Raw genomic sequence first — 20,649 nt, 5'->3', positions numbered from 1 at the left:
ACGCGTGTAACGGTTTAACAACAAGACCCGGACCAGATGGGATGAATAGAGAAGAATAGACCGGAAGCAGAACGGGAGTGAGGATAACCGGGGCAAGGAAGAATGTTATCCCAACTAATCCGGCCCATAGATGGGGTAATGGGATGTTTTGATGTTTCGCGTTACGATATACGAGGAATCCTGCGAGAGCACCTACGCTAAGCGCAGTTAGAGGGACGAGTACATCCATCCCGGGAACCGACGGATGCATGACTTGATCTACAACTTGTCTGGTTGTAGGCTTTCTGATGAGATTCTCTCGCGACCGACTTGCGCTTTCTATTCAGCACAGCCTCGCCAAACTATCACCGACAGAGGGTTTCACGGAGTCACGGCAGGGTAAGAGCCTGGACCGTCTTTCAGTCGAAAAGGCGTTGCTTGGTGGGACCCACGGATTTGGTCGGTCCGACGAGTTGCAATATCGAACCTCGTATAAACGTCTTGTGCACAAACGCTGTCCCGGCAGTATGCTGTCCGCTCTATGGGCCGTCCACGCTCAGGTAAGGTATGGAGAAGGATACGACCGCCAAGCGTAACAGATCGAACCAGTTTGCGGAGTCGCCGCCGGAACAGCCATCAACTGACCGACGTCGACTCCTCGGTGTAGCGAGCAGGCTCGCACTTGTGGGTCTGCTTGCGGGCTGTACAAATGCCCCAAACGGCGGAGGTTCCGGGTCGAATGGAGAAAACGACCCGACGAGCGTCGACAGCTGGCTTTCGAATACTGGTAACTACGACGGCGTCGTGGACGCAACCGAATCGGCGTCGGTGACCGTCGAGGTCGGGGCCCGAGGGAACAACGGTGCCAACGCGTTCGCCCCAGCCGCGATTGAGATCTCTCCCGGAACGACGGTGACGTGGGAGTGGGTCGACGGCTATCACAACGTCGTCGCCACGGCGGGGCAGTTCGATAGCGGCGAGGCCGAACAGAACGCGGCCTTCGAACACACGTTCGAGGCGGCCGGGACGGTGTATTACTACTGCGAGCCGCATCGCTCGATAGACATGAAAGGCGCAATCATCGTCTCGGAAGACAACAGTGGGAGTTTACGATGACGGCCGGTGACTCGGAAACACGCGCACAGCGTACGGAAGCTCCCACGTGGTGGACCCCGCGACGGACGAGACTCGCCGGACTCTGCGGTCTCGTCGGTGGCGTCGGCGGCATCCTCAGCAGTTTCGGAGGACTGAGTCTCGTTGGGCCGTCGCTCGGCGAAACCGGTGCCGGAATCACATCCGGTATCATCATCGTCCTCTATCCTGTCTTCCATATTTTGTTCGCCGTCAGCCTACTTGCCGCCGCCGCGAGATACGGTCTCAGTGACGGTCGCCGCGGTCGCATCGTCGCCTGGTTGGGGGTCCTCTCGCTGTTCGGCGAAGCGGGCACCATCGTCGTCCTTCTGGGAGGCCAGTCCATGCTCGGCGGACTGCTAATCCCTATCGGAATTGTCCACGCCGCGATGTACATGGCGATACGACTCTTCGGCACCCTCTACGGAATCAGTCTCTGGCGCCACGGGAGGGCGAGCCGACTGACTGCAGGCCTGTTCATCGTCCTCTTTCCGGCGATATTCGTCCTTGCACCGCTCACCCAGGTCGGTTTCCCGGGCGTGTTAATCGGTGCACCACTCGATTTGGCGTTTATCACGCTCGGCTACGAGCTCTGGACGGCTGAGACGGATGCGGTCGGGAGCGAAACGTCGGTGACGGGGTGACTGGGTCACTGCTCAGTGGGTATCTCGATCTGCCGTTCGTCTATCGGTATGGTTGTCGGGAGAGAAGCTTCTGGATGCTGACGTCGTTAGACCGCCTCTTACCCATCTTTTGGGTCACCTGACGACGCCGCCGCTCAGTCGACCCGGTTCTCCAGGTCGGCGTCGCCTCCTTCCTCGTCGAGGCGGTCGAGGTTCGCGGCGAGGATGTCGGCGACGCGCTCGAAGTAGTGCGGCGTGTACCCGGAGACGTGGGCGGTGACGTACGCATTGCCGAGCGACCACAGCGGGTGATCGGCGGGTAGCGGCTCGGGGTCGGTCACGTCGAGGGCGGCCGCGCGGAGGTCGCTCTTCCTGAGGGCGGTCACGAGCGCGTCCGTCTCCACGACCGGACCGCGAGCGATGTTGATGACGACCGCGTTCGGCGGGAGCGCAGCGAGCGCGTCCGCGTCGACGAGCCCTCGCGTCGTCTCGGTCAACGGACACGCCAGCACCAGAAAGTCCGTCCCGACCAGCGCGTCAGCGAACTCGTCGAAGCCGTACACCTCGTCGGTCGGGCCGCCTTTCTCCGGCGTGTAGCGGACGCCGACGGTCTCCACGCCGAACCCCGACAGTCGCTCGACGACTGCACTTCCGATAGCGCCGAGTCCGACCACGCAGACGCGCGAGCCCTGCAACTCGCCGAACGCCTGGAAGTGACGCCACTCGCCGCGCTCGTCGCGTCGGAGTCCCTCGTCGAGTCGGCGGGTGATCGTGAGCATCCATCCGAGCACGTGTTCGGCGATGTTCGGTCCGTGGACGCCGGAGGCGTTCGTCACGGCAACGCCCCGTTCTCGGAACGCGTCCATGTCGAGCCGGTCGGTGCCCGCGGAGGTGCACGCGAACAGGCGCAGCTTCTCGGCGCGGTCGAGGAGATCGGATTCGAGGTCACCGCCGACGATTATCTCCGCATCCGACACGAGTTCGCGCTCGGCGCGCGCCGACTCCGCTAACGCGACGGTGCGGTCGTCGACGCGCTCTCGAATCGCCGCGGCGCACTCTTCGGCCGGAATACCGTGTGCCGTGTGGTTCAAAACCACGATATCTGCCATGAATGCCCATCGGAGTCGACCTACAAATGTCCGCGGGTCGGTCGGACGCCGTCCGAAGCCATCTCACCACGCCGCGTTGAGAACCGCCTCGGCGGCGTCGACGTCCACGTCGAGGTCGGATGGCGCCTCGTCGAGGACGCCGTTGACGGCGACGTACTCGGCGATCGCTCGAAGGTCATTGCGGTGGACGCCATCGAGCTCCCGGAGGCGCGTCGCCACGCCGAGGGCGTCTCGTACCTCGGTCACGGCGTCGACTACATCCGCCGCTACCTCCGCGTCGGAGCGACCTTCGACGGAGAGACCGAGTCCCTCCGCGAGGAGGCGTCGCCGCCCGTCGACGCGGTCGAAGAGGAACGCGAGCACGTGCGGCACCATCACCGCGTGGGCGACCCCCTGCTGGACCGGGTATCGGCGCGAGAGCGCCTGTCCGAACGCGTGGACGACGTTGATTCGACTCTCGTACTGGACGAGGACCATCCCGACAACCGCGCGGTCGACCGCAGTCGGGTCGTCTCCGTCGAGTTCGGGGAGCCCGGAGGCGAGGTGACGCAGCCCGTGTGTCGCCGTCGCGTCGGTGACCGGCGACCCCCTACGGGCGTAGACTGTCTCCAGTCCCTTGTTGAACCCGTTCATCGCGGAGCCCGCGAGTGGACCGAGCGGCGTCGTCTCGAACAGGTTGGGATCCTCGAGCACCAACGTAGGCGGCACCGACCAGCTCGCGACGACGGGTTGGCCGGTGGGGGACGCCGACCGCGGGAGAACGACGAGGCTGCCGCCGGCGGAGAGGTCCGCGCCGGTCAGCGTCGTCGGAACGACCGCGACGGGAGTGAGCGGGCCCTCAGGGGCGGGTGTCTCGACGCTCCCCGACTCGGCCTCGTCGCGCAGCGCCGCGAGCGAGCGGCCGTCCGCCGCCAGTGCGCTGAGCTGTCTGGCGACGTTGAGGCTGCTGCCGCCGCCCAGGCCGACGATTACGTCTGCGTCCGCCTCCCGCATTGCCTCGACGGCATCGTAGGCAGTCTCGACTGACTTCGCGGAGGTAGTCTTGTCGAAGACGTCTGCGAGCGCGTCGCCGAGACCTCGTCGCACGGGCTCCATCAGCGCGTCGTTTGCGCCGACGTTGGACCCGCAAACCAGCAGCGCCCGCTCGAACCCGCGTGACCGGAGTCGGTCGCCGAGCTCCGCGACGCGGCCCCGGCCGTACACCACGTCGCCGCCCCGATACTCGAACTCGAAGGAATCGGCCGTCTGAAACACGGGTGAGTGTGGCCGTGATACACCTTAACGATGCGGTTCCCGGAGGTGGGTGACGAGCGCTCGGGGCGGGGACTTTCCGATTGCGTCGACCAGCGGCGTCGCGGTCGGAGACGGACTGGCCGTGCGACGGAGGGGGTCACGTTGGCCGACGCCACAAGGGTCAAGACGCTCGGTTTTGAGGGGGAACCATGAGTTGGGAGACCGATGTCATCGACGGGCTGAGAGACGCGAACATAGACCTCGTAACGCAGCTGCCTGACGGCGCGATGGACGCTGTCGTGGAGGGACTCGACGAAGCGGGCGTGCGCACGCTCCGCGTCGAGCGCGAGGAGAGCGCCATCGCGGCCGCCTCGGGCATCTGGGTGACGGGTAACCGCGGTGCGGTCATCTGCCAGTCGAGCGGGCTCGCGAACACGCTCAACGCCATCGGGTCGCTGTCGGTTCCGGCGCGTCTCCCCTTCCTCGCGCTCGTCACGCGGCGAGGCGATCTCGGGGAGTTCAACGTCGCGCAGGTGCCCGCTGGCTACGGGCTCCCGGCGATGATGGACGAGATGGGGGTGCGAAACACGGTCGTCTCCGAGCCGGAGTCAATTCGGCAGACCGTCCGGATGGCCGCCGAGACCGCGTTCTCGACGCGGACGCCGTACGTCGTGTTCTTCGACACGACCGTCACCGGCTACGGCCAGGAGGCTCAGTGATGGTTGCCGACCAGTTCGCCTGTACGGCGGCTGTGCTGGAGGAGACGCCGGACGCCGTCGTCGTCTCGAACCTCGGCGTCGCCTCCTACGTCCTCGCAGAGGTTCAGGACCGCGAGCGGAACTTCTACCTCTGGGGAAGCATGGGTTCGACGACCGCGACCGGAATCGGTGTTGCGCTCGGCACGGACGAGCAGGTAACGGTGCTCGCTGGCGACGGCTCACTGACGATGTCGCTCGGCGTCTGCTCGACGGTCGCGACCGCGGCCCCTCCGAATCTGACCGTAGTCTGCTTCGACAACGGCATCTACGGGACGACCGGCGGCCAGCCCACCCCCTCGATCGACTTCGCGGCCGCCGCGGAGGCGCAGGGGCTGCCCGCGACGAGCGTTGCGGACGATGCTGCGTTCGCCGAGGCGTACGCGGACGCGGTCGCCCGTGACGGCCCGTCGCTCATCGAGTGCATGGTCGAACCGAGCGACCCCGAGGCGCGCCCGACGTTCGACTTCCCGCACATCCCACGCCGGGTGCGCGACTCGTTGGCCGAGTAAACAGCGTGGGACGTCGTCGGAAGGCCCCTGCGAGAAGGTTGCGGCGGCAATCACCGCGAACCGCTTAATTTGTTAGCCCCTCCTGTGATGAGTTGCCAACACATGGTTGAACATCTCGCGTACACTGAGGTTCCCGACAACTCCGACGTCGACGGATTCGAACAACACGTCCTGCTGTACAACTACAACATGATGCTGACGCACAACGTCATCGCGGCCGACGCCGAGTCGCCGTATCACAGCCACCCCCACGAGCAGATCGGCTACGTCGTCAGCGGCGAGGGAACTCAAATCGTCGACGGCGAGGAGTACGATCTGACGCCGGGGACGTGCTACCGGTTGGAGTCCGGCGAGAGGCACTCGATGCGGGCCGACCGTGACGTGCCGCTCGAAGTGATCGACATCTTCCACCCGGTCCGCGAGGACTATCTCCCCGAGTGACTTTACCCCACGCGGGAGGAACGCTTTCGCACTCGCTCGCCCGACGGAAGCCGTCCGCCGCCGCCGCAGCACGAAGATTCATACCGTCCAGAGAAGACTACCGGCCGTGAAACGAGAGAATCAGCTTCGGCGGCGCCTAGAGCGAGACGAGCCAGTGTTCGGAGCGAGCGCGGCAACCTTCTCCCCGGCCGTGGTCGAGACGTTCGGAGCTATCGGGTTGGACTTCGTCTGGCTGGACTTCGAACACGGTGGTCCCAGTCCGTACGACAGCACCGTCTTCGAGGGCCTGACACGGGCGGCCGAGGCGGCCGATATCGAGCTGTTCGTGCGACTCCCATCGGGCGATCCGCCGCTCGTAAGAAAGGTGCTCGACGCTGGCGTCCGGACGATTCTGATTCCCCGTGTGGAGACGGCGGCGGAAGTTCGCGAGGCGGTGTCGGCGGCTCGGTTCAGCATCGATGGCGACCCAGCCGACCGCGGAATCGGCGTGGGACGGGGGTCGACCTGGGGCGCTGACTTCGACGACCACGCGGCGCGTGAGGACGCGGAGACGCTCGTCGGCGTGATGATCGAAAACGAGACCGCGATTGACAACATCGAGGAGATCCTCGCCGTCCCGGAGCTCGGCTTCGCGTTCATCGGCCCCGCCGACCTCTCGGTCTCTGTCGGCCATCCGATGGAGAAGGAACACCCGGACGTGCGGACGCTCGTCGACCGTGCGGAGTCGGCGGTGCGGAAGTCGGACGTCGCCCTCGCCGGCATCCACAACGATCCGCAAGCGATCGACAACGCGATCGATGACGGCTATCGCGTCCTGCGGATCGGCGGGGAAATAAGCGCCGCTCGACAGGTACTCGGCGAGCGCCTCGCGTCGCTGGAGCGCTAACCTGCGCGAGACGACTTGCCCACGGCGCGTCGTGACGCCAGCATCTGGTCGACGACGTGAGTGATTCGCCGAATGTCCCGCTCCCGTGTCCCATTTTCCATTCGCGGGGATATTCAAAGAATAAATAATTGACGAAATACATAAATAGTGATGTTCCCATCGATATGCAAGGGAGTAACATTCATGAAAGACTGGAAATCCACAATCAAGGGCGGCACCAATCGGCGAAAGTTCCTGAAGGCGACCGGCGCACTCGGCGTCGTCGGTCTAGCCGGCTGTAGCGACAGCGGCAACGGCGGTAATGGCGGTAATGGCGGCAACGGAGGCAACGGTGGCAGTGGTGGCGGTGGCGATGGCGGCAGCGGCGGTAACGGGAGTAACGGCGGCAACGGTAGCGACACCGTGAGCTGGACGATCGGGACGTCAGGCCCGGACTCCGCGACGCACGCGTCCGGGGTCGCGATGGCGCAGGTCATCTCCAACAACTCGGACATGATCGACATGAGCGCCCAGACGACCGGCGGGACCGCGGCGAACCTCCCGCTTATCGCCAACGGTGAGCTGGATATCGCCCAGAGTACCTCTTGGGGAGTCGTTCAGGCGAACGCCGGCAACCCGCCGTACAACGAGAAGTTAGGGAAGACGATGACCCAGGTTATTCCGTTCATGTCCATCGAGTACTTCCTCATCAAGCGGGACGTGGACAAGCTCGCGGACATCAAGACGGTCTCGGACATCCCGCAGGACGGTTCGATCAACATGGCGTTCGGCGACCGCGCGGGGACCAACTACTTCGCGGGCATCGACGCGTTCGAGATGTCCGGCATCGAGAACCCAGAGGAGAAGTACAACATCAGCTCGATGGACTGGGGGAGCCAGGGGTCGGCGATACGCGACGGTCGCCTCGACATCTGTATGGGCTACACCGTCAGCCAGGTGACGACCGTCGGCTGGGAGCAGGAGGTCGACGCGACAACCGAGATCGACGTTGTTGAGTGGGAGTTCGACCAGTCAGACGTGGCTAACTCCGGGCTGCCGTACATCTACCTCGAAGCGCCCGCGGACGTGTGGGAGCAGGAGATGTCGGTCAGCACCATCCCGTCGCTGGGCGTCGGGTACGAGACGGTGTTCCCCTCCGAGATAGACGACGAGCTCGCCTACGAGTTCATCTCCGTCGTCCACGACAACATCGACCAGGTGCGCAACGCCAGCGCGGTGCTGGAGGGTGCCGGTCCGGAGCTCACTAAGGAGCTGACGCTCGCCTCGCCGGACGCGCCTGTCCACCCCGGCGCAGAGAAGTACATGCGTGAGGAAGGGCTCTGGAGCGACAACATGACGACGCTCGAACAGTACGAGTCCAACCAGTAGCTTCCCGGCTACGAACGGTACCCGCCTTTGATATCATCTCACATCCTTCGTCTCCGTGAGACGACGCGGACCGCCAACCACCTCGATATATGACAGCAACAGAAACCACATCGAACCGGAAGAGTCGCGTCGAGCGACTGCGAATGGCGAAGTACGGTCTCCTCATCGTTCTGGGGGTGCTCATCGCCGGTTACCATCTCGGCTACGTCAGAACGTTCTTCGTCGAACAGAACCAGCACCGACTCATCCACATCGGGACGATGACGCTCGGGGCGGCCATCGTCGCGTACGAGGTCGACCCGCAGACGACCCGACAGCGGATCGGCAACTACATCGGACTGCTCGAGGGACTCGTCGCCATCGGCGTCACCTACTATCTCGTCACCAGCTACGAGCGAATGGTGTACGAACAGCTCGGAATCTACACCCCGACGGACATGCTCGCCGGGGTCCTCATGCTGATCGTCGTCTTCGACGTGACCAGACGCGTTTACGGTCCGATCCTCTCTATCGTGGGTCTGGTCGGTCTCGCGTACGCCTACTGGGGCCCCTACTTCCCGGGCATCCTCAACCACAACGGAATCAGTCTCAACAGGCTCATCCAAGGGCTGACTATCGACTACGGCAGCGGCCTCTACGGCGTCATCACCGGCGTTTCGGCGACGTACATCATCATATTCATGATCCTCGCCGGGTTACTGGAGGCGTACGGGGCCCTCGACTACTTCATCCAACTCGGGACGATGGTCGGCCGGCGGATCAAATCCGGTCTCGCACAGATGACCGTCGTCGCGAGTCTCGGGATGGGCTCGATCAACGGGAGCGCGGCCGCAAACGCCGCGACGACTGGCGCGTTCACCATCCCGCTGCTGAAGCGGCACGGACTCAACAAGAACACCGCGTCCGCCTTCGAGTCCGTCGCGTCCAGCGGCGGCCAGATTATGCCGCCGATCATGGGAGCAGCGGCGTTCGTGATGGCACAGATCACCGGTAACAGCTATCTCGACATCATCGTTATCGGCGCGCTGCCTGCGCTTCTGTTCTACTTCTCCGTCGCGGTTGGGGTCCACCTCACCACGATGAAGGAGGGAATCGAGGAGATCGACATGGACAAAATGGAGGTCGACGCGGTCGGCCTCCAGCGCGAAGACGCGATCGAAAATCTGTTCGGGCGATTGACTGAGTCCGTCTCGTTCGACAATATCACGGTCCGCAACCTCGTCGTCGAGGGGCTCGCGCTGTGGATCCCCGTCGCCGTCCTGCTGTTCACGATGATCGCCCTCAGGTGGGACCCGCTGTACGCTGGCTTCTGGGCGGTTGCCTCGTCCATTCCAGCGGCGTTCGTACAGAGCGTCGGACTGCGAGAGAGCTACGGCCTGAAGGACTTCGGCGTCGACACGCTCGACGGCTTCGGCCGCGGACTCGAGAACGCGGCGCCCATCGGCGTCGCCATCGGCGTGATGAACGTCTTCGTCGGTGTGCTGAACATCACGGGGTTCACGCAGGTGTTCGCCAACAGTCTGCTGACCCTCTCGGGCGGGGTAACGGCGTTCCTGCTCGTGTTGACGATGGTCGCCGCGCTGCTGTTCGGGCTCGGGATGCCCACCGTTGCCGCGTACATCACCGCGGTGCTGCTGATCGCGCCCGCGCTTGCGGAAGCGGGGATTCCGCTGCTCGCGGCGCACTTCTTCGTCTTCTACTTCGCGATTCTCTCGGCGATAACGCCGCCGGTCGCCATCGCGTGTCTGGTCACCTCCAGGATCAGTGGTGGGTCCTTCTGGGAGACGGCCCGACGCTCGCTGATACTGGCAGCGCCGCTTTTCATCCTCCCGTACGTGTTCGTCCTCAACGACAGCCTCCTGTTCTGGGCGTTCCCGACAACAGCCAGCGTCTTCCTATTCGTCCTCATCGGGTTCATCGCAATCGCGGTCGCGCTCGTCAACTACCTCGACGGTCCCGTCCCGCTACCGATCCGCGCGGTGCTACTGGTTCTGTCGATGCTACTGCTGTTCGCGCCGCTACTGCCGGCTGCTGGCGTGATTCGGGTCGTTGCCGCGGTGCTCGTGGTCAGCATCCTCGTTTGGCAGGGGAACCTTCTGCCTGACTCGGTCGCAGCACGACTGCCGGGCACAGCACGATAAGAATCCGTTCCCCGGTACGACTGCTGTATCACCAGTTCCCGCATCTCTTCCGTTACGATTTCCAAGAGCTGCACCGACGCTACCTACTGCAGGAGCTCGCCGCTTTCGCAGACCAGCTGAGACAGAGTCGTCTTCTCTCCCTCCGGACCGTATGGAGGCAGTGTCGTCAGTAGACAACGCGGCGGCGGACTGAGCGGCTACACCGTCGAAACGCACTTACTGCCACGGCTCGGGTGCGATCCTCAGGTGGCGAACGACCGGACGGTAGAGCGACGCAACGACGATGACGATAGCGAGTTCGATCCAGAAGCCCAAGCCGCCGAAAAACGCGTCCGTCGCCGCGAGGACGCCAGCGATGACGAGGAACATGGCGAGGTAGTGTGGGACGACCGCGAGGACGTGATCTCGGTTCATACGCGGTGTTGGTCGCCGATTCTGGTGAACCTTCGGCCCTAGGCAACGGTTCGTCAGTGACCCAGCCCCCAGGCGACCCGGCGGGATTCGCAGCGAACCGCGCACTCATTGTCGGGGCCAGTGAACGGACAATCAACCATTCTGATGCGCTGGCACTACCGACATTCGGTGCTCGTTCTCTGTATGTTTGCGTTCCTCGTGACGTACTTCGCGCGACTGGCAATCAGTCCGGTGATCCCGCTCATCACCGCGGAGTTCACCGTCACGAATACGGCCATCGGAATGGCGCTGACGGGGATGTGGCTCACCTACGGTCTCGCGCAGTTCCCGAGCGGTGTCCTCGCCGACCGGTTCGGCGAGCGTCGGGTGATACTCGTCGCCGTGGGCGGAACCGCGCTGATGGGTCTGCTGCTCGCACTCGCTCCGGCGTTCCCGCTGTTCGTCGCCTCCACCGTGGCTCTCGGAGCGGTTGCGGGACTCCACTACAGCGTCGCAACGACGCTCCTGTCCCGAACATTCGAGGACGTCGGCCGCGCGGTCGGAATCCACTCTCTCGGCGGCCCGCTGGCGGGACTGACCGCACCCATCGCGGCCGCGTGGGTCGGGTCACGGTACGGCTGGCGTCCCGCGGTCGCGCTCGCGGCGGTCGTCGGCGTTCCGGTGTTCGCGTTGTTCGCCTGGCGTGTCCGCCCGACGCCGCCGCGGCGCCCCGACCAGCGCATGCGCGAGCGTTTCGAACTCGGCTCGCTGATGGCGCTCGTGTCGCGACCGCCCATCGTGTTCACGCTGTTCATCGCTGCGCTCGGGACGTTCGTGGCCCAGGGGTTGCTGTCGTTCCTTCCGACGTTTCTCATCGAGACAAGAGGGGTGACGGCGACACTCGCCGGGGTCGTGTTCTCTGCGTTTTTCGTCGTTCGCGGCGGCGGTCAGATAGTGCTCGGTGAGCTCTCGGACCGCCTCGGTCGCGATTTCGCGCTCGGCGTATCGATGTTCGCTGGCGGTGTAGGCCTCCTTCTCCTCGTTGTCAGCTCTAGTCGCGTCGTAGCCGGCGTCGCGGTTTTGTTGGCCGGAATCGGGTCGAGTTTCTTCGCGGCGCTCGATCCCCGCTTCATCGACAACCTCTCCGAGGCGGAGCGCGGTGCTGGCTTCGGACTTGTCCGCACGGTGTACACCATGCTCGGATCGAGTGGTTCGGTCGGGGTCGGACTCCTCGCGGACACCTACGGCTGGGAGATGGCGTTCACGGTGCTCGCCGGGCTGTTTCTGATAACGGCGATTGCGATCACCGTCAACACGGTGTTCAAACTGGGTTATTGACACGGAACCTGCAGCGCGGTAGCTCCTGATAGCCACGCTGAGGCTGCGGTCGCGGTTATAACCACAGATAGAGTACATTGAATCTGTCTTGGGCAGGGATTCCGATTGACCTGCGCTCACCAGGCTCGTTCGGTGAGGATAATCACTTCTCGCCAGTCAAATCTGAGATTCGGTTCGCCCGTTACGACGAGCTCTCGGCGGAGCAGCGAGGTTCGAAGGCCGGAACACTAAAGTCGTATTTGCGTGTTCTGCGGGGTGAGGATCACAGTTTCGATGACCGGTCCGACTGAAGACATCGAGTTTCTTGCCCGCTCGCAGAATCGGATCGCAGTTTTGGATTTGCTTCACGAGTCTCCGGCATCTAGAACAACCCTCCAAGACCGCCTGGACATCGATCGCGTCACGCTCGGACGTATTCTCACGGCGTTCGAGGACCGCAAGTGGGTCGTCGATAACGGCAGCCAATACGCTACAACCTTCCTTGGCGACCTCGTCGCCGACAAATTCAGCGAGTTCCGGGCGTTCATGGCGACTACTCGAGACTTGCAGCCGCTCGTCGGGTCTCTTCCCATCGATATGTTCGACTTCTCGTTGCATCGGCTCACCGAAGGGACGGTGACGACTACCGCCGAGGGCGACCCCTATGCACCCGTTCGACGGTTCATGGAGCTACTATGCGACACTGACTCGCTTTCCGGGTACGACACCACGACAGTAGCACCCATCTACGTGGAGGAGATTCGCGAGCAAATCCTAAACGGCATGACCACCGAAATCGTGTACCGTCCGCCAGTAATTGACCAACTCGTCTCGGACTACCGCAAGGAGGTGGCCGGAGCCGTTAACAGCGGACACTTGACGCTGTGGGTCGTCGAAGAGTTGCCCTGTGGCCTGGCTATCTTCGACGATTGCATCGCTATCGGTGTCTATGACGTGGAGACGGGAATGCTCGAGGTACTAGTCGAAAGCGATGACCCCGTAGTCCGAGAGTGGGCGCTCAGAAGCTTTGCTACTGTTCGTGATACCGCCATTCCCTTGGCCGAGTGGCTCGACGAACCACTCTGAGACGGTTCGGTGCGTGGCGATGTTCACGCGGTGAACCTCGTTCATGTATTGAACAGATAACATTATAGTCTCGCTTGGTATTAAGTACCATATCAGCCAATATACGTGCCTATCAGGCGCTTAGGTCCGTAATTTGGCGGATTCACAGGAGCGAACGCCCACCAATGCCCAGAGACATATCACTATCCGTATGCCTGCTCGTCCCACAACTAAAGCGGCCTGACCGGCGACACGGGAGCCGTTCTGGAGGGGTCGGACGATGAGTCGACGACCTCTGGTCCTCGGCCTCGTCGTCTTGCTCGTCGTCCTCGCAGGATGTATCGGCGGTGGCTCTCCGTCGGACAGTTCGACGGCCGATGTCGACGCCGGCGATTCGAGCAACGAGCAGTCAGGCACCGACGAAGCGGGTGAAGATGAAGTTATCACCCAATGGGAACGATTCACCTTCGAAGAAGGTGAGTACTATCGCTACCGCGTAAACGACATCAGAAACGACGAAACAGCGACGATAACGTGGGACGTTCTGTCCGTCGATGGAGAGGAGGTGACTGCTGAAATCACCTACGACAACGGAACTGATTCCTTCAGTAGAACGGTGACAGGCCAGAATGCCACGATACTCTTCGATCTCAGGGACATCGACCCCGAAAGCGAAGAGGCAGAGGCCACTCTCCGGACCCTCGGTTACCTCTCACTCGGGCCGTTCAGCCCGATGACGGCCTACTACCAGCACCGTGATCTCAAAGTCGGGAACAGCTGGCGGCTCTCGGGTACCCCCGATGCAGGGTACATGACTGCCAACGTCGAAGGTCGAACCCAGTACGCCGGGCAGGATTGTTACGAAACGGCAATTCGTGTCCCCGATACCGAAGAGTGGGAAGACTCCTACGAGTTCGAGTCCTGTATCTCACCGGACGCGAGCCTCGCGCTCTACACTGCTTACTACGGCGGTGAAACGGGTGAAATGACAGTCGAAATTGTCCTTGAGGAGTACCGGAGCGGGTAGCTACAATGTGTTCCGCAGAATGAACGCAATGAACACAACTAATGAACACACGCGTTGAACATGATTGTGCTTCGGAATTCGTGTCCTAACTAGGGCATACAGCCGCAATTGAGCAAACCCAGTACAGGGTATCTCGATTGCGGACACGAAAAACATCGGTACTCTCTCCAAAGGTCAAGACACAGGACGCCTACTCCGGGGAGGAACCAGAGAAATTAGCACACCTCGCAGCACGGCCAATGAATGAGCTGCACAATCTCGGGCCGAATACTGCCCACTTGAATCAGAAACCACAGAATCCGTTCTCACCTGGTGACCGTGTCGTAAAGAAAGGCGATGATGATGCGTCAGTGGCGGTCGTCATCGAGGTCCTTCTACCCGAGAATAACGTCAACGTATACGGACAGACGATGGATGGCGAGGCAGTCAGCGTCGCCTTCCCGGACATGCTCGACGCCGGCCCTGCGAATTGGCGTGAAATCCATCCCGCGAAACTAGCCTCGTACTGTGACGACCAAGACATCAGACTCTATACGTACAAACACACCAATCTGGAGTCGGCAGCGAACCCATTCACACTCGGCGATTACGTCATCAAGCCCGATTACCACGATCCAGACTTAGCCGTCGTACTCGAGGTTTCAGAAGAGGGTGGCAACCACGACGAAGTCTGTATCGCATTCGTTGACCATCTCAAGGAACATCTCGGAGAGGACCCATATCTTCTGCCATCAGAACTCACAGACTACTGTGACGAGATGGATATCAAGTCATACACGTACGAACACGGAGACTTGAGCTTCGAGCACCAGTACTGAGTCAGCAAGTCAAATAACACGACTCACCGTGATGCTCTACCCCGAATTCGAATCCTGATTCGTCATCGGGTAGTCGCCCCCTCTATCGACCCCAGTAACTCTGCAAACCGCTCCCATGTCTCTCGAGCGCCGTCCTCCATTCCTGATTCAAGCATTGCATCGCGGTCTTCTATAGACTGAAAAACAGACTGAGCCGTCAGCCGTGTCTTGCCGTCCTGTTCGTCGAACGTCGCGGTCTCGAGTTGGACGCGTCCGGGTGTGCCCTCGAATTCGAACGTCTGTACAATCCGTTCTGGTTCGACGATGTCGTGGTAGACACCGTGGAAGCCGTACTCGTTACCGTCTCCGTCGTAATTGAGGAACCGCCAGATTCCACCGGGCCGCACGTCCATCTCGTCAACGGACGTCGAGTAGTTTCTCGGTCCCCACCACTCCGGAATCAATTCTGGATCCGTGTATACCTCGAAGACGCGTTGCCGTGATGCCTCGAATGTTCTCGCGATCTCGATCGTTTGGCTGTCCGGCTCAACCGTCAGCGTCGTTTCGGTTCCCATTTCTGTACTCCTTTGTTCGTCGGTCATTGGTCTTCTTCCTCCAGGTGGATGGCAAGCGCGTCGAATCGATCCTCCCAGAAGACGCGGTAGCGGGTCAGCCAACCGAAAGCCGCGCTCAACGGCGCTGCGTTGAGGTGGCATCGGCGAACCCGTCCGTCCTTCTCGACTTCGATTAGACCCGCCTCCTTCAGCACCTGCAGATGTTTCGACACTGCCGCCAAAGAGACGTCGTGAGGGTCGGCGAGTTCACTGACACTCTCAGGGCCATCGGCAAGCTGTTCGAGGAGTTCCCGACGGGTCGGGTGGGCAAGCGCTTGGAAGATTGCGTCCAAGTCGAGGTCGAGGTCGTCCGAGGGCTGTTCAACCATCCAGTTGAATGGACGTGCTGTAGCTATTTAACTATCTAGTTAAATATCCTCTGGAGGGGCTCTCTCTGGGAAATATTGGGAAAAAATGTTGGTCATGGTCACTCCCCAAAAGACCTGGTACGTCGGACACTCGATTCGATAATTGAACTCGCTAATGGTCATCTCACAAAGGAGAAGCAGCGCCGCGTCGGAGGACTCTCTGAGATCGAGTGGCACATCGTCCTCGAAGTATGCCCCCAACGGACTCGCTCGCTACAGGCTTATTCGGTCGCACAGGACCGGTCAGTGAGCGCCTTATGAACTGAGGCGATGAAGATAACCCAGCCGGAGTGTTTCGGGGCGGAAAGCCCAAGGCGCTTCACTTTCTCTTAGACTTCTCTCGATTGTGACGCCGCCTGAAGAGACTCACGACGGCAAGTAGTGAGAGTAACGTCAGGTCGAGACCGAATCCGGGTGTGTCGGTCGTGGTGGTCGAGATTGTCGTCGGGGTGGGTTCCGCAGTGAATCGTTCTCCGTGAGCGGTGCTTCGGTGATGGTCGTGGATTCCTCGGGTGCGTTGGTTGCCAGTGCGAACGCGGTGAGACCCGAAACGTTCGCCTCATAGACCACGACGTCATCAGTTGCGTTCACTTGCGTGTTCACGCGGATGTCGTCCGCTGCGTGGTCGGCAGCCATGTTACGGGTGAGTGCCAAGAGGCCTGCCTTCGACGCGTCGTAGGGTCCCCAGCCCGAGGGGCCGACTTCCGCGTTCGCCGACGAGATGATGACTATCGTACCGCCGCCCGTGTCGGCCATGAGGGGGGGGATGAGATGTTTACACGCTCGCATGATTCCAGTGAGATTCACGTCGACAATCCGCTCGATCGCCGCGGTATCGACGTCGGTCAGCGGCCCTCCTTCGATTCTGATGCCGGCTTTGTTCACGAGGACATCGACGCGACCGAATCGTTTCTCGACGGCGTCTCCAAGGGCAGCAACGGCCTCGCCGTCGGTGAGGTCGGGTTCGACCGCAACTGCCTCGCCGCCGTTCTCCTCGATCAACTATACCGGTCCTGACTGTATTTCGATAGGTTACTCAGATACTGCTGAATACAAGACGCGATTGTAGCAAGTGGTGCCTGCGACGTTAGCACCACGACTGAGATACGTCGCCACCATCGGGGCTAGAAAGCAGGCGGAGGACACGCCATTCGATCCAGCTGAGCTCCTTAAACGTAGAGTTGCCTGTCTCTCCCCACGGTAGAAACGCTAAGCTTCTCGCCCTCCTACATCACATATGACTGTGGGAATCGACAACATCCAGTTTCTGGCTACGTCAGCCCACCGCGTCGGCGTCCTCGAAACGTTACGCGACGGCCCGACCGACCGACGAGAGCTGTGTGAGGCTACCGGCGCCTCCTCGCCGACCGTCGGACGGGTGCTCGCCGACTTCCAAGAGCGCAAGTGGCTCGTCAGGGACGGCTCCACATACGGGCTGACCCCCCTCGGCGAGTACGTCGCCGACCGGTTCCTGGCTCTCCAAGACGCGATGGAGATTGAGGAGAAGCTCCGCCACGTCTGGCAGTGGCTGCCGGTCGAGATGCCGGGCTTCTCCGTCGACCTCTTCGCCGACGCGGTAGTCTCCTACCCCGGGCCAGGTTACCCCTACGAGCCCGTAGAGCGTCTCGGCCAGCTCATTGCGTCTACTTCGTCGTTGCGCGGGTTCGACAACATCGTTTATAAGTCAAGCAACCTTGAGACGGCCTGCGGCGCGGTCCTCAAGGGGATGACGTTCGAGTACGTGTTCACGCCCGAGGCCCTGAAGGGGATGGTCGCCTGGAACCCAGACCGGATTATGGAGGTCACCGCCTGCGAGAACGCGACCGTCCTCATCCACCACTACCTCCCCGATGGCGACCGCTGCGGCCTCGGCATCGTGGATGACCGAGCCGGTATCTGCTGCCATGACGCCGAGACTGGTGCGCTCGTAGCGGTTATCGATACCGACGCCCCGGAGGCCCGTGACTGGGCCATCTCGGTCTTCGAGCAAGTTCGCGCGGAGGCAACCCCGGTAGACCCCGCCGCCTTCGCGGAACACGCGCAGTCGTAGCGCCACTGGCGACGACCGCCGCTATCGGACTGGCAAATCGGTCAGCCGAGAGCCTCTCACGCAGCAAGCACCTGGCGTGCTCGAGATTTCAGGGCGTGAAATCCTGCACGCGGCATCATCACTTCCCTCCGGCGCGTACGTTTACCGAGGAACGAAGACATGATCGAACGACATGACACCGTCGTCATCGGTGGGGGCCAGGCCGGACTGGCGACTGGGTACTATCTACAGCAGCACGACCAGGACTTCGTCATCCTCGATGCGAGCGACCGCGTCGGCGACGCATGGCGGGCCCGCTGGGACTCCCTTCAGGTATTCACGCCCGCCCGCTACTCGAGCCTTCCGGGGATGAACTTTCCAGGCTCACCGTACACCTTCCCCCCGAAGGACGAGGTGGCCGACTACCTGGAGACCTATGCCCAGCGGTTCGACCTGCCCGTCGAACTTGGCGTCCGGGTGGACGGGCTGAAACGGAGCGGCGATGGCTTCCTCGTCACCGCGGGCGACCGACGAATCAAGGCGGCCAACGTCGTGGTAGCGATGGCGAGCTACCAGGTCCCGAAGGTCCCGGATTTCGGGGCGGAGCTCTCCGACGACGTCGTCCAACTGCACACGAGCGACTACCGTAACCCCGATCAGCTCCAGGACGGGGACGTGCTCATCGTCGGGGCAGGCAACTCCGGTGCCGAGATCGCCCTCGACGTCGCCTCCGAGCATAGAACGTGGCTGTCGGGCCGGGATGTCGGCCACATACCGTTCCACATCGACTCGTGGGTCGGCCGTCACCTCGGGGTCCCGTTCGTGATGCGTGTGCTCTTCCACCGGATCTTCACGACGAAAACGCCGATCGGGCGTCGTATTCGCCCGAAGGTGCTCTCACAGGGCGGTCCGCTGGTTCGCACGAAGCCGAGTGACCTGGCCGCGGCTGGCGTCGAACGGGTGCCTCGCACGACCGGCGTTCGCGACGGTTGCCCCGTCGTCGGGGATGACGACGTTCTCGACGTCAAGAACGTCATCTGGTGCACTGGCTTCCGCCCTGACTTTTCGTGGATAGAGCTCCCGATCTTCGACGGAGGGGAACAGTCCAAGGAGCCCGTCCACGTGCGCGGCGTCGTCCCGGACGAACCGGGACTGTACTTCGTCGGCCTGTTCTTCCTGTACGCAATGACGTCTGGGCTGCTCACCGGCGTCGGCAGGGACGCGGAGTACGTCGTCGACCACCTGACGTCGACAGCGCGGCAGCAGCCTCGTCCGAGTTCCACCGGATCGGTGGACAGACTCCCACAGTAATCGTAGTTGAGAGACGTGCCGGAAGTGTATCGAACGTCCGAAATTAGCTTGCGTATTGGTTCCAAATATGGATCATATTTCGGAAAATGCTCCTCGTTGTGGGCTCAATCGGCTCCTATTCCCGTCGAAAGTGCTGGAGACTGGGGAACGGGTATTAGTGGTACTGTGAGCTACTCAGATTTGGAGACGAACGATCCTGGGCGTGGTTCAGAACCCTCGCTGACATTGGCCCAGAAGCGTTCGATAGCTCCTTGAGCTTTCTTCGATCCGTCAATGCCTTCATCGACGACCGAATCTAACTCTGGCAGGTCGTCGGTGAGGGTGTTCAAGTCGTCTTTACCCGAATCAAGGACGTCGTAGATCCCGTCTTTTCGATCTTCTTCAAGGAAGTCATAGTCGATATCCTCTCTGGTGGGTTTTTCGGTCAGCGATTGGATGGTTACAGGACACTAGAACTGGTGCTGAAGGCTGTCGACGAAACGATCTCAAACTCCGAATCCAGATTCGAACGATACGACTGTCGAACTGCGAAAGCAGACTCATTGACTTTCCCTCCGCCGTCAGGGGGCCGATAAACTCGCTATCGCACACACCAGTCAAACACGGTACAGAGGCTCACTACCCACCCGACAGGGTGGGAATGAACGGGGCCGACGTCGTCGCGGTCCCCCGACGACGTAAGCACCGAACAGGGCGAGGCGCGCAGCGAGTCGCAGGGCTCGAAGACAGTAGCACTTATGACCGAATCCTGACTCACCAAAATTGTGCACAAACAGACGTTCCAAAACCTCTAGCTACTAACAATGGCCACCGACGATATTTCTACTAAAAATTCTGACGCCGGGATTGATAACCAATCTTCCGAATACATCGAGATCACACCGAGCGCCGACGTGGTCGACCCAGACACCGTCGCAAGACACTGGAAACGACTCCACAATCTCGAATACAGCGTCGACGGCAGTTGGCTCACCACACTGTTCAACGACACACAGAAGCCCACTCTCGAATGGTTGCTCGTCAGTGATGGTGGTACAGACCCAAGCGTCACCTACTATGTCGGCCTGACCACAGAAACGCAAGCAACCGAAACCACAGACTCGCTTCTCACGTAACTCGAACGGATACTCCGTGGGCTATTCCCGGAAACGTACGAGTTCGAGCGCACGCAGTTCACCGAACATCCACTTGACAAAGCCAACGAACCAGAAGATTGCGCCACAGTCGAGTTCTGTGGCGACGTTGACCGCTACGACGACTGGCAGACACAACTGACGCCACTCGCAGACTTCTTCGACGACGACACCGCCCGCGTCCCCCTCGCTGCAGTCGTCGAAACGATGGCCAACCAACCGCTACCGGTCGTCTACCAAGCACTCATCTACCCGTATCGGGACTGGCGCGGTGATGCCAGCTATCGCAAACACCAACTCAAGAATGGAGAGGACACCGTCACACAGCGCGGTGCCGCGACCCTGTTCGGGCCAACGACAACGGACACTCCTCCAGAGAACACCCGAATACCAGATAGCGCGAAACCCCGCCTCGAA

At 61.6% G+C, this 20,649-nt stretch carries 21 protein-coding genes and 1 pseudogene; 15 read left to right on the top strand and 7 right to left on the bottom strand.

Features of this window, described 5'->3' with window-relative positions:
• The first annotated feature begins 546 nt into the window (after nt 1-546).
• Both LAQ73_RS16530 and LAQ73_RS16525 read left to right on the top strand, forming a co-directional pair.
• On the top strand, nt 547-1,095 hold the full coding sequence (locus tag LAQ73_RS16530; protein ID WP_224271094.1) for a halocyanin domain-containing protein: 549 nt from the start codon (nt 547-549) through the stop codon (nt 1,093-1,095).
• Nucleotides 1,092-1,754 carry a hypothetical protein gene (locus LAQ73_RS16525; RefSeq protein ID WP_224271093.1) on the top strand — a complete coding sequence of 221 codons (663 nt, stop codon included), beginning with the start codon at nt 1,092-1,094 and terminating at the stop codon, nt 1,752-1,754. The genes LAQ73_RS16530 and LAQ73_RS16525 overlap by 4 nt, the downstream gene beginning before the upstream one ends.
• Nucleotides 1,755-1,888: 134 nt before the next feature.
• Here LAQ73_RS16525 and LAQ73_RS16520 read toward each other — a convergent pair whose 3' ends face one another.
• The gene (locus tag LAQ73_RS16520) at nt 1,889-2,842 is read right to left on the bottom strand and encodes a D-2-hydroxyacid dehydrogenase (protein ID WP_224271092.1); all 954 of its coding nucleotides are present in this window, start codon (nt 2,840-2,842) and stop codon (nt 1,889-1,891) included.
• A 63-nt stretch (nt 2,843-2,905) separates the two neighbouring features.
• Nucleotides 2,906-4,096: an iron-containing alcohol dehydrogenase family protein gene (locus LAQ73_RS16515; RefSeq protein WP_224271091.1), complete on the bottom strand. Its 1,191-nt coding sequence runs from the start codon at nt 4,094-4,096 to the stop codon at nt 2,906-2,908.
• Nucleotides 4,097-4,284: 188 nt separating this feature from the next.
• On the opposite strand from LAQ73_RS16515, the gene LAQ73_RS16510 reads away from it, so the two are divergent.
• The 6 genes from LAQ73_RS16510 (at nt 4,285) to LAQ73_RS16485 (ending at nt 10,178) form a co-directional block, all read left to right on the top strand.
• Nucleotides 4,285-4,794 (top strand): thiamine pyrophosphate-binding protein, encoded by a 510-nt coding sequence (locus LAQ73_RS16510; RefSeq protein ID WP_224271090.1) that lies wholly within the window; start codon nt 4,285-4,287, stop codon nt 4,792-4,794.
• A complete protein-coding gene (locus LAQ73_RS16505; protein ID WP_224271089.1) occupies nt 4,794-5,342 on the top strand; it encodes a thiamine pyrophosphate-dependent enzyme in 549 nt (182 codons plus the stop codon). The genes LAQ73_RS16510 and LAQ73_RS16505 overlap by 1 nt, the downstream gene beginning before the upstream one ends.
• A gap of 102 nt (nt 5,343-5,444) precedes the next feature.
• Entirely contained in the window at nt 5,445-5,783 is a 339-nt protein-coding gene (locus LAQ73_RS16500) for a cupin domain-containing protein (RefSeq protein ID WP_224271088.1), read from the top strand.
• Nucleotides 5,784-5,889: 106 nt separating this feature from the next.
• Nucleotides 5,890-6,669: an HpcH/HpaI aldolase family protein gene (locus LAQ73_RS16495; RefSeq protein ID WP_224271087.1), complete on the top strand. Its 780-nt coding sequence runs from the start codon at nt 5,890-5,892 to the stop codon at nt 6,667-6,669.
• A gap of 183 nt (nt 6,670-6,852) precedes the next feature.
• Nucleotides 6,853-8,037, top strand: coding sequence for a TAXI family TRAP transporter solute-binding subunit (locus tag LAQ73_RS16490; RefSeq protein WP_224271086.1), 1,185 nt, complete (start codon nt 6,853-6,855; stop codon nt 8,035-8,037).
• Nucleotides 8,038-8,180: 143 nt separating this feature from the next.
• The gene (locus LAQ73_RS16485) at nt 8,181-10,178 is read left to right on the top strand and encodes a TRAP transporter permease (RefSeq protein ID WP_224271085.1); all 1,998 of its coding nucleotides are present in this window, start codon (nt 8,181-8,183) and stop codon (nt 10,176-10,178) included.
• A 216-nt stretch (nt 10,179-10,394) separates the two neighbouring features.
• On the opposite strand, the gene LAQ73_RS16480 is transcribed toward LAQ73_RS16485, so the two are convergent.
• Entirely contained in the window at nt 10,395-10,592 is a 198-nt protein-coding gene (locus tag LAQ73_RS16480) for a hypothetical protein (protein ID WP_224271084.1), read from the bottom strand.
• A 144-nt stretch (nt 10,593-10,736) separates the two neighbouring features.
• Between LAQ73_RS16480 and LAQ73_RS16475 the strand changes: the two genes are divergently transcribed.
• From LAQ73_RS16475 to LAQ73_RS16460, 4 genes and pseudogenes are all read left to right on the top strand, one after another.
• Entirely contained in the window at nt 10,737-11,909 is a 1,173-nt protein-coding gene (locus LAQ73_RS16475) for an MFS transporter (RefSeq protein ID WP_224271083.1), read from the top strand.
• A 273-nt stretch (nt 11,910-12,182) separates the two neighbouring features.
• Nucleotides 12,183-12,974 (top strand): helix-turn-helix transcriptional regulator, encoded by a 792-nt coding sequence (locus LAQ73_RS16470; RefSeq protein ID WP_224271082.1) that lies wholly within the window; start codon nt 12,183-12,185, stop codon nt 12,972-12,974.
• A gap of 259 nt (nt 12,975-13,233) precedes the next feature.
• Nucleotides 13,234-13,980, top strand: a complete 747-nt coding sequence (locus LAQ73_RS16465) for a hypothetical protein (RefSeq protein ID WP_224271081.1) — start codon at nt 13,234-13,236, stop codon at nt 13,978-13,980.
• Nucleotides 13,981-14,141: 161 nt separating this feature from the next.
• Nucleotides 14,142-14,798, top strand: a pseudogene (locus LAQ73_RS16460) (DUF7961 domain-containing protein); the annotation flags it as partial.
• Between the two features lie 62 nt (nt 14,799-14,860).
• Here the strand turns inward: LAQ73_RS16460 and LAQ73_RS16455 are convergent.
• The 4 genes from LAQ73_RS16455 to LAQ73_RS16440 all read right to left on the bottom strand — a co-directional run bounded on the left by LAQ73_RS16455 (nt 14,861) and on the right by LAQ73_RS16440 (nt 16,761).
• Nucleotides 14,861-15,379, bottom strand: a complete 519-nt coding sequence (locus LAQ73_RS16455) for an SRPBCC family protein (RefSeq protein WP_224271080.1) — start codon at nt 15,377-15,379, stop codon at nt 14,861-14,863.
• Complete coding sequence (locus LAQ73_RS16450) at nt 15,376-15,720, bottom strand: ArsR/SmtB family transcription factor (protein ID WP_224271079.1); 345 nt, start codon at nt 15,718-15,720, stop codon at nt 15,376-15,378. The genes LAQ73_RS16455 and LAQ73_RS16450 overlap by 4 nt, the downstream gene beginning before the upstream one ends.
• A gap of 358 nt (nt 15,721-16,078) precedes the next feature.
• Nucleotides 16,079-16,156 carry a hypothetical protein gene (locus LAQ73_RS17835; RefSeq protein WP_224271100.1) on the bottom strand — a complete coding sequence of 26 codons (78 nt, stop codon included), beginning with the start codon at nt 16,154-16,156 and terminating at the stop codon, nt 16,079-16,081.
• Nucleotides 16,153-16,761, bottom strand: coding sequence for an SDR family NAD(P)-dependent oxidoreductase (locus tag LAQ73_RS16440; RefSeq protein WP_224271078.1), 609 nt, complete (start codon nt 16,759-16,761; stop codon nt 16,153-16,155). Before LAQ73_RS16440 ends, LAQ73_RS17835 begins: the two co-directional genes overlap by 4 nt.
• A gap of 235 nt (nt 16,762-16,996) precedes the next feature.
• Here LAQ73_RS16440 and LAQ73_RS16435 point away from each other — a divergent pair, with 235 nt between their 5' ends.
• The 3 genes from LAQ73_RS16435 to LAQ73_RS16425 all read left to right on the top strand — a co-directional run bounded on the left by LAQ73_RS16435 (nt 16,997) and on the right by LAQ73_RS16425 (nt 20,214).
• On the top strand, nt 16,997-17,809 hold the full coding sequence (locus LAQ73_RS16435; RefSeq protein WP_224271077.1) for a helix-turn-helix transcriptional regulator: 813 nt from the start codon (nt 16,997-16,999) through the stop codon (nt 17,807-17,809).
• Nucleotides 17,810-17,968: 159 nt separating this feature from the next.
• Complete coding sequence (locus tag LAQ73_RS16430) at nt 17,969-19,099, top strand: flavin-containing monooxygenase (RefSeq protein WP_224271076.1); 1,131 nt, start codon at nt 17,969-17,971, stop codon at nt 19,097-19,099.
• Between the two features lie 803 nt (nt 19,100-19,902).
• Complete coding sequence (locus tag LAQ73_RS16425) at nt 19,903-20,214, top strand: hypothetical protein (RefSeq protein ID WP_224271075.1); 312 nt, start codon at nt 19,903-19,905, stop codon at nt 20,212-20,214.
• Nucleotides 20,215-20,649 lie beyond the last annotated feature (435 nt).

This window comes from Haloprofundus salinisoli (assembly GCF_020097815.1).
GTDB lineage: Archaea > Halobacteriota > Halobacteria > Halobacteriales > Haloferacaceae > Haloprofundus > Haloprofundus salinisoli.
The sequence above is the reverse complement of the archived record's forward strand: the minus strand, read 5'-3'. Positions and strand labels throughout refer to the sequence as shown.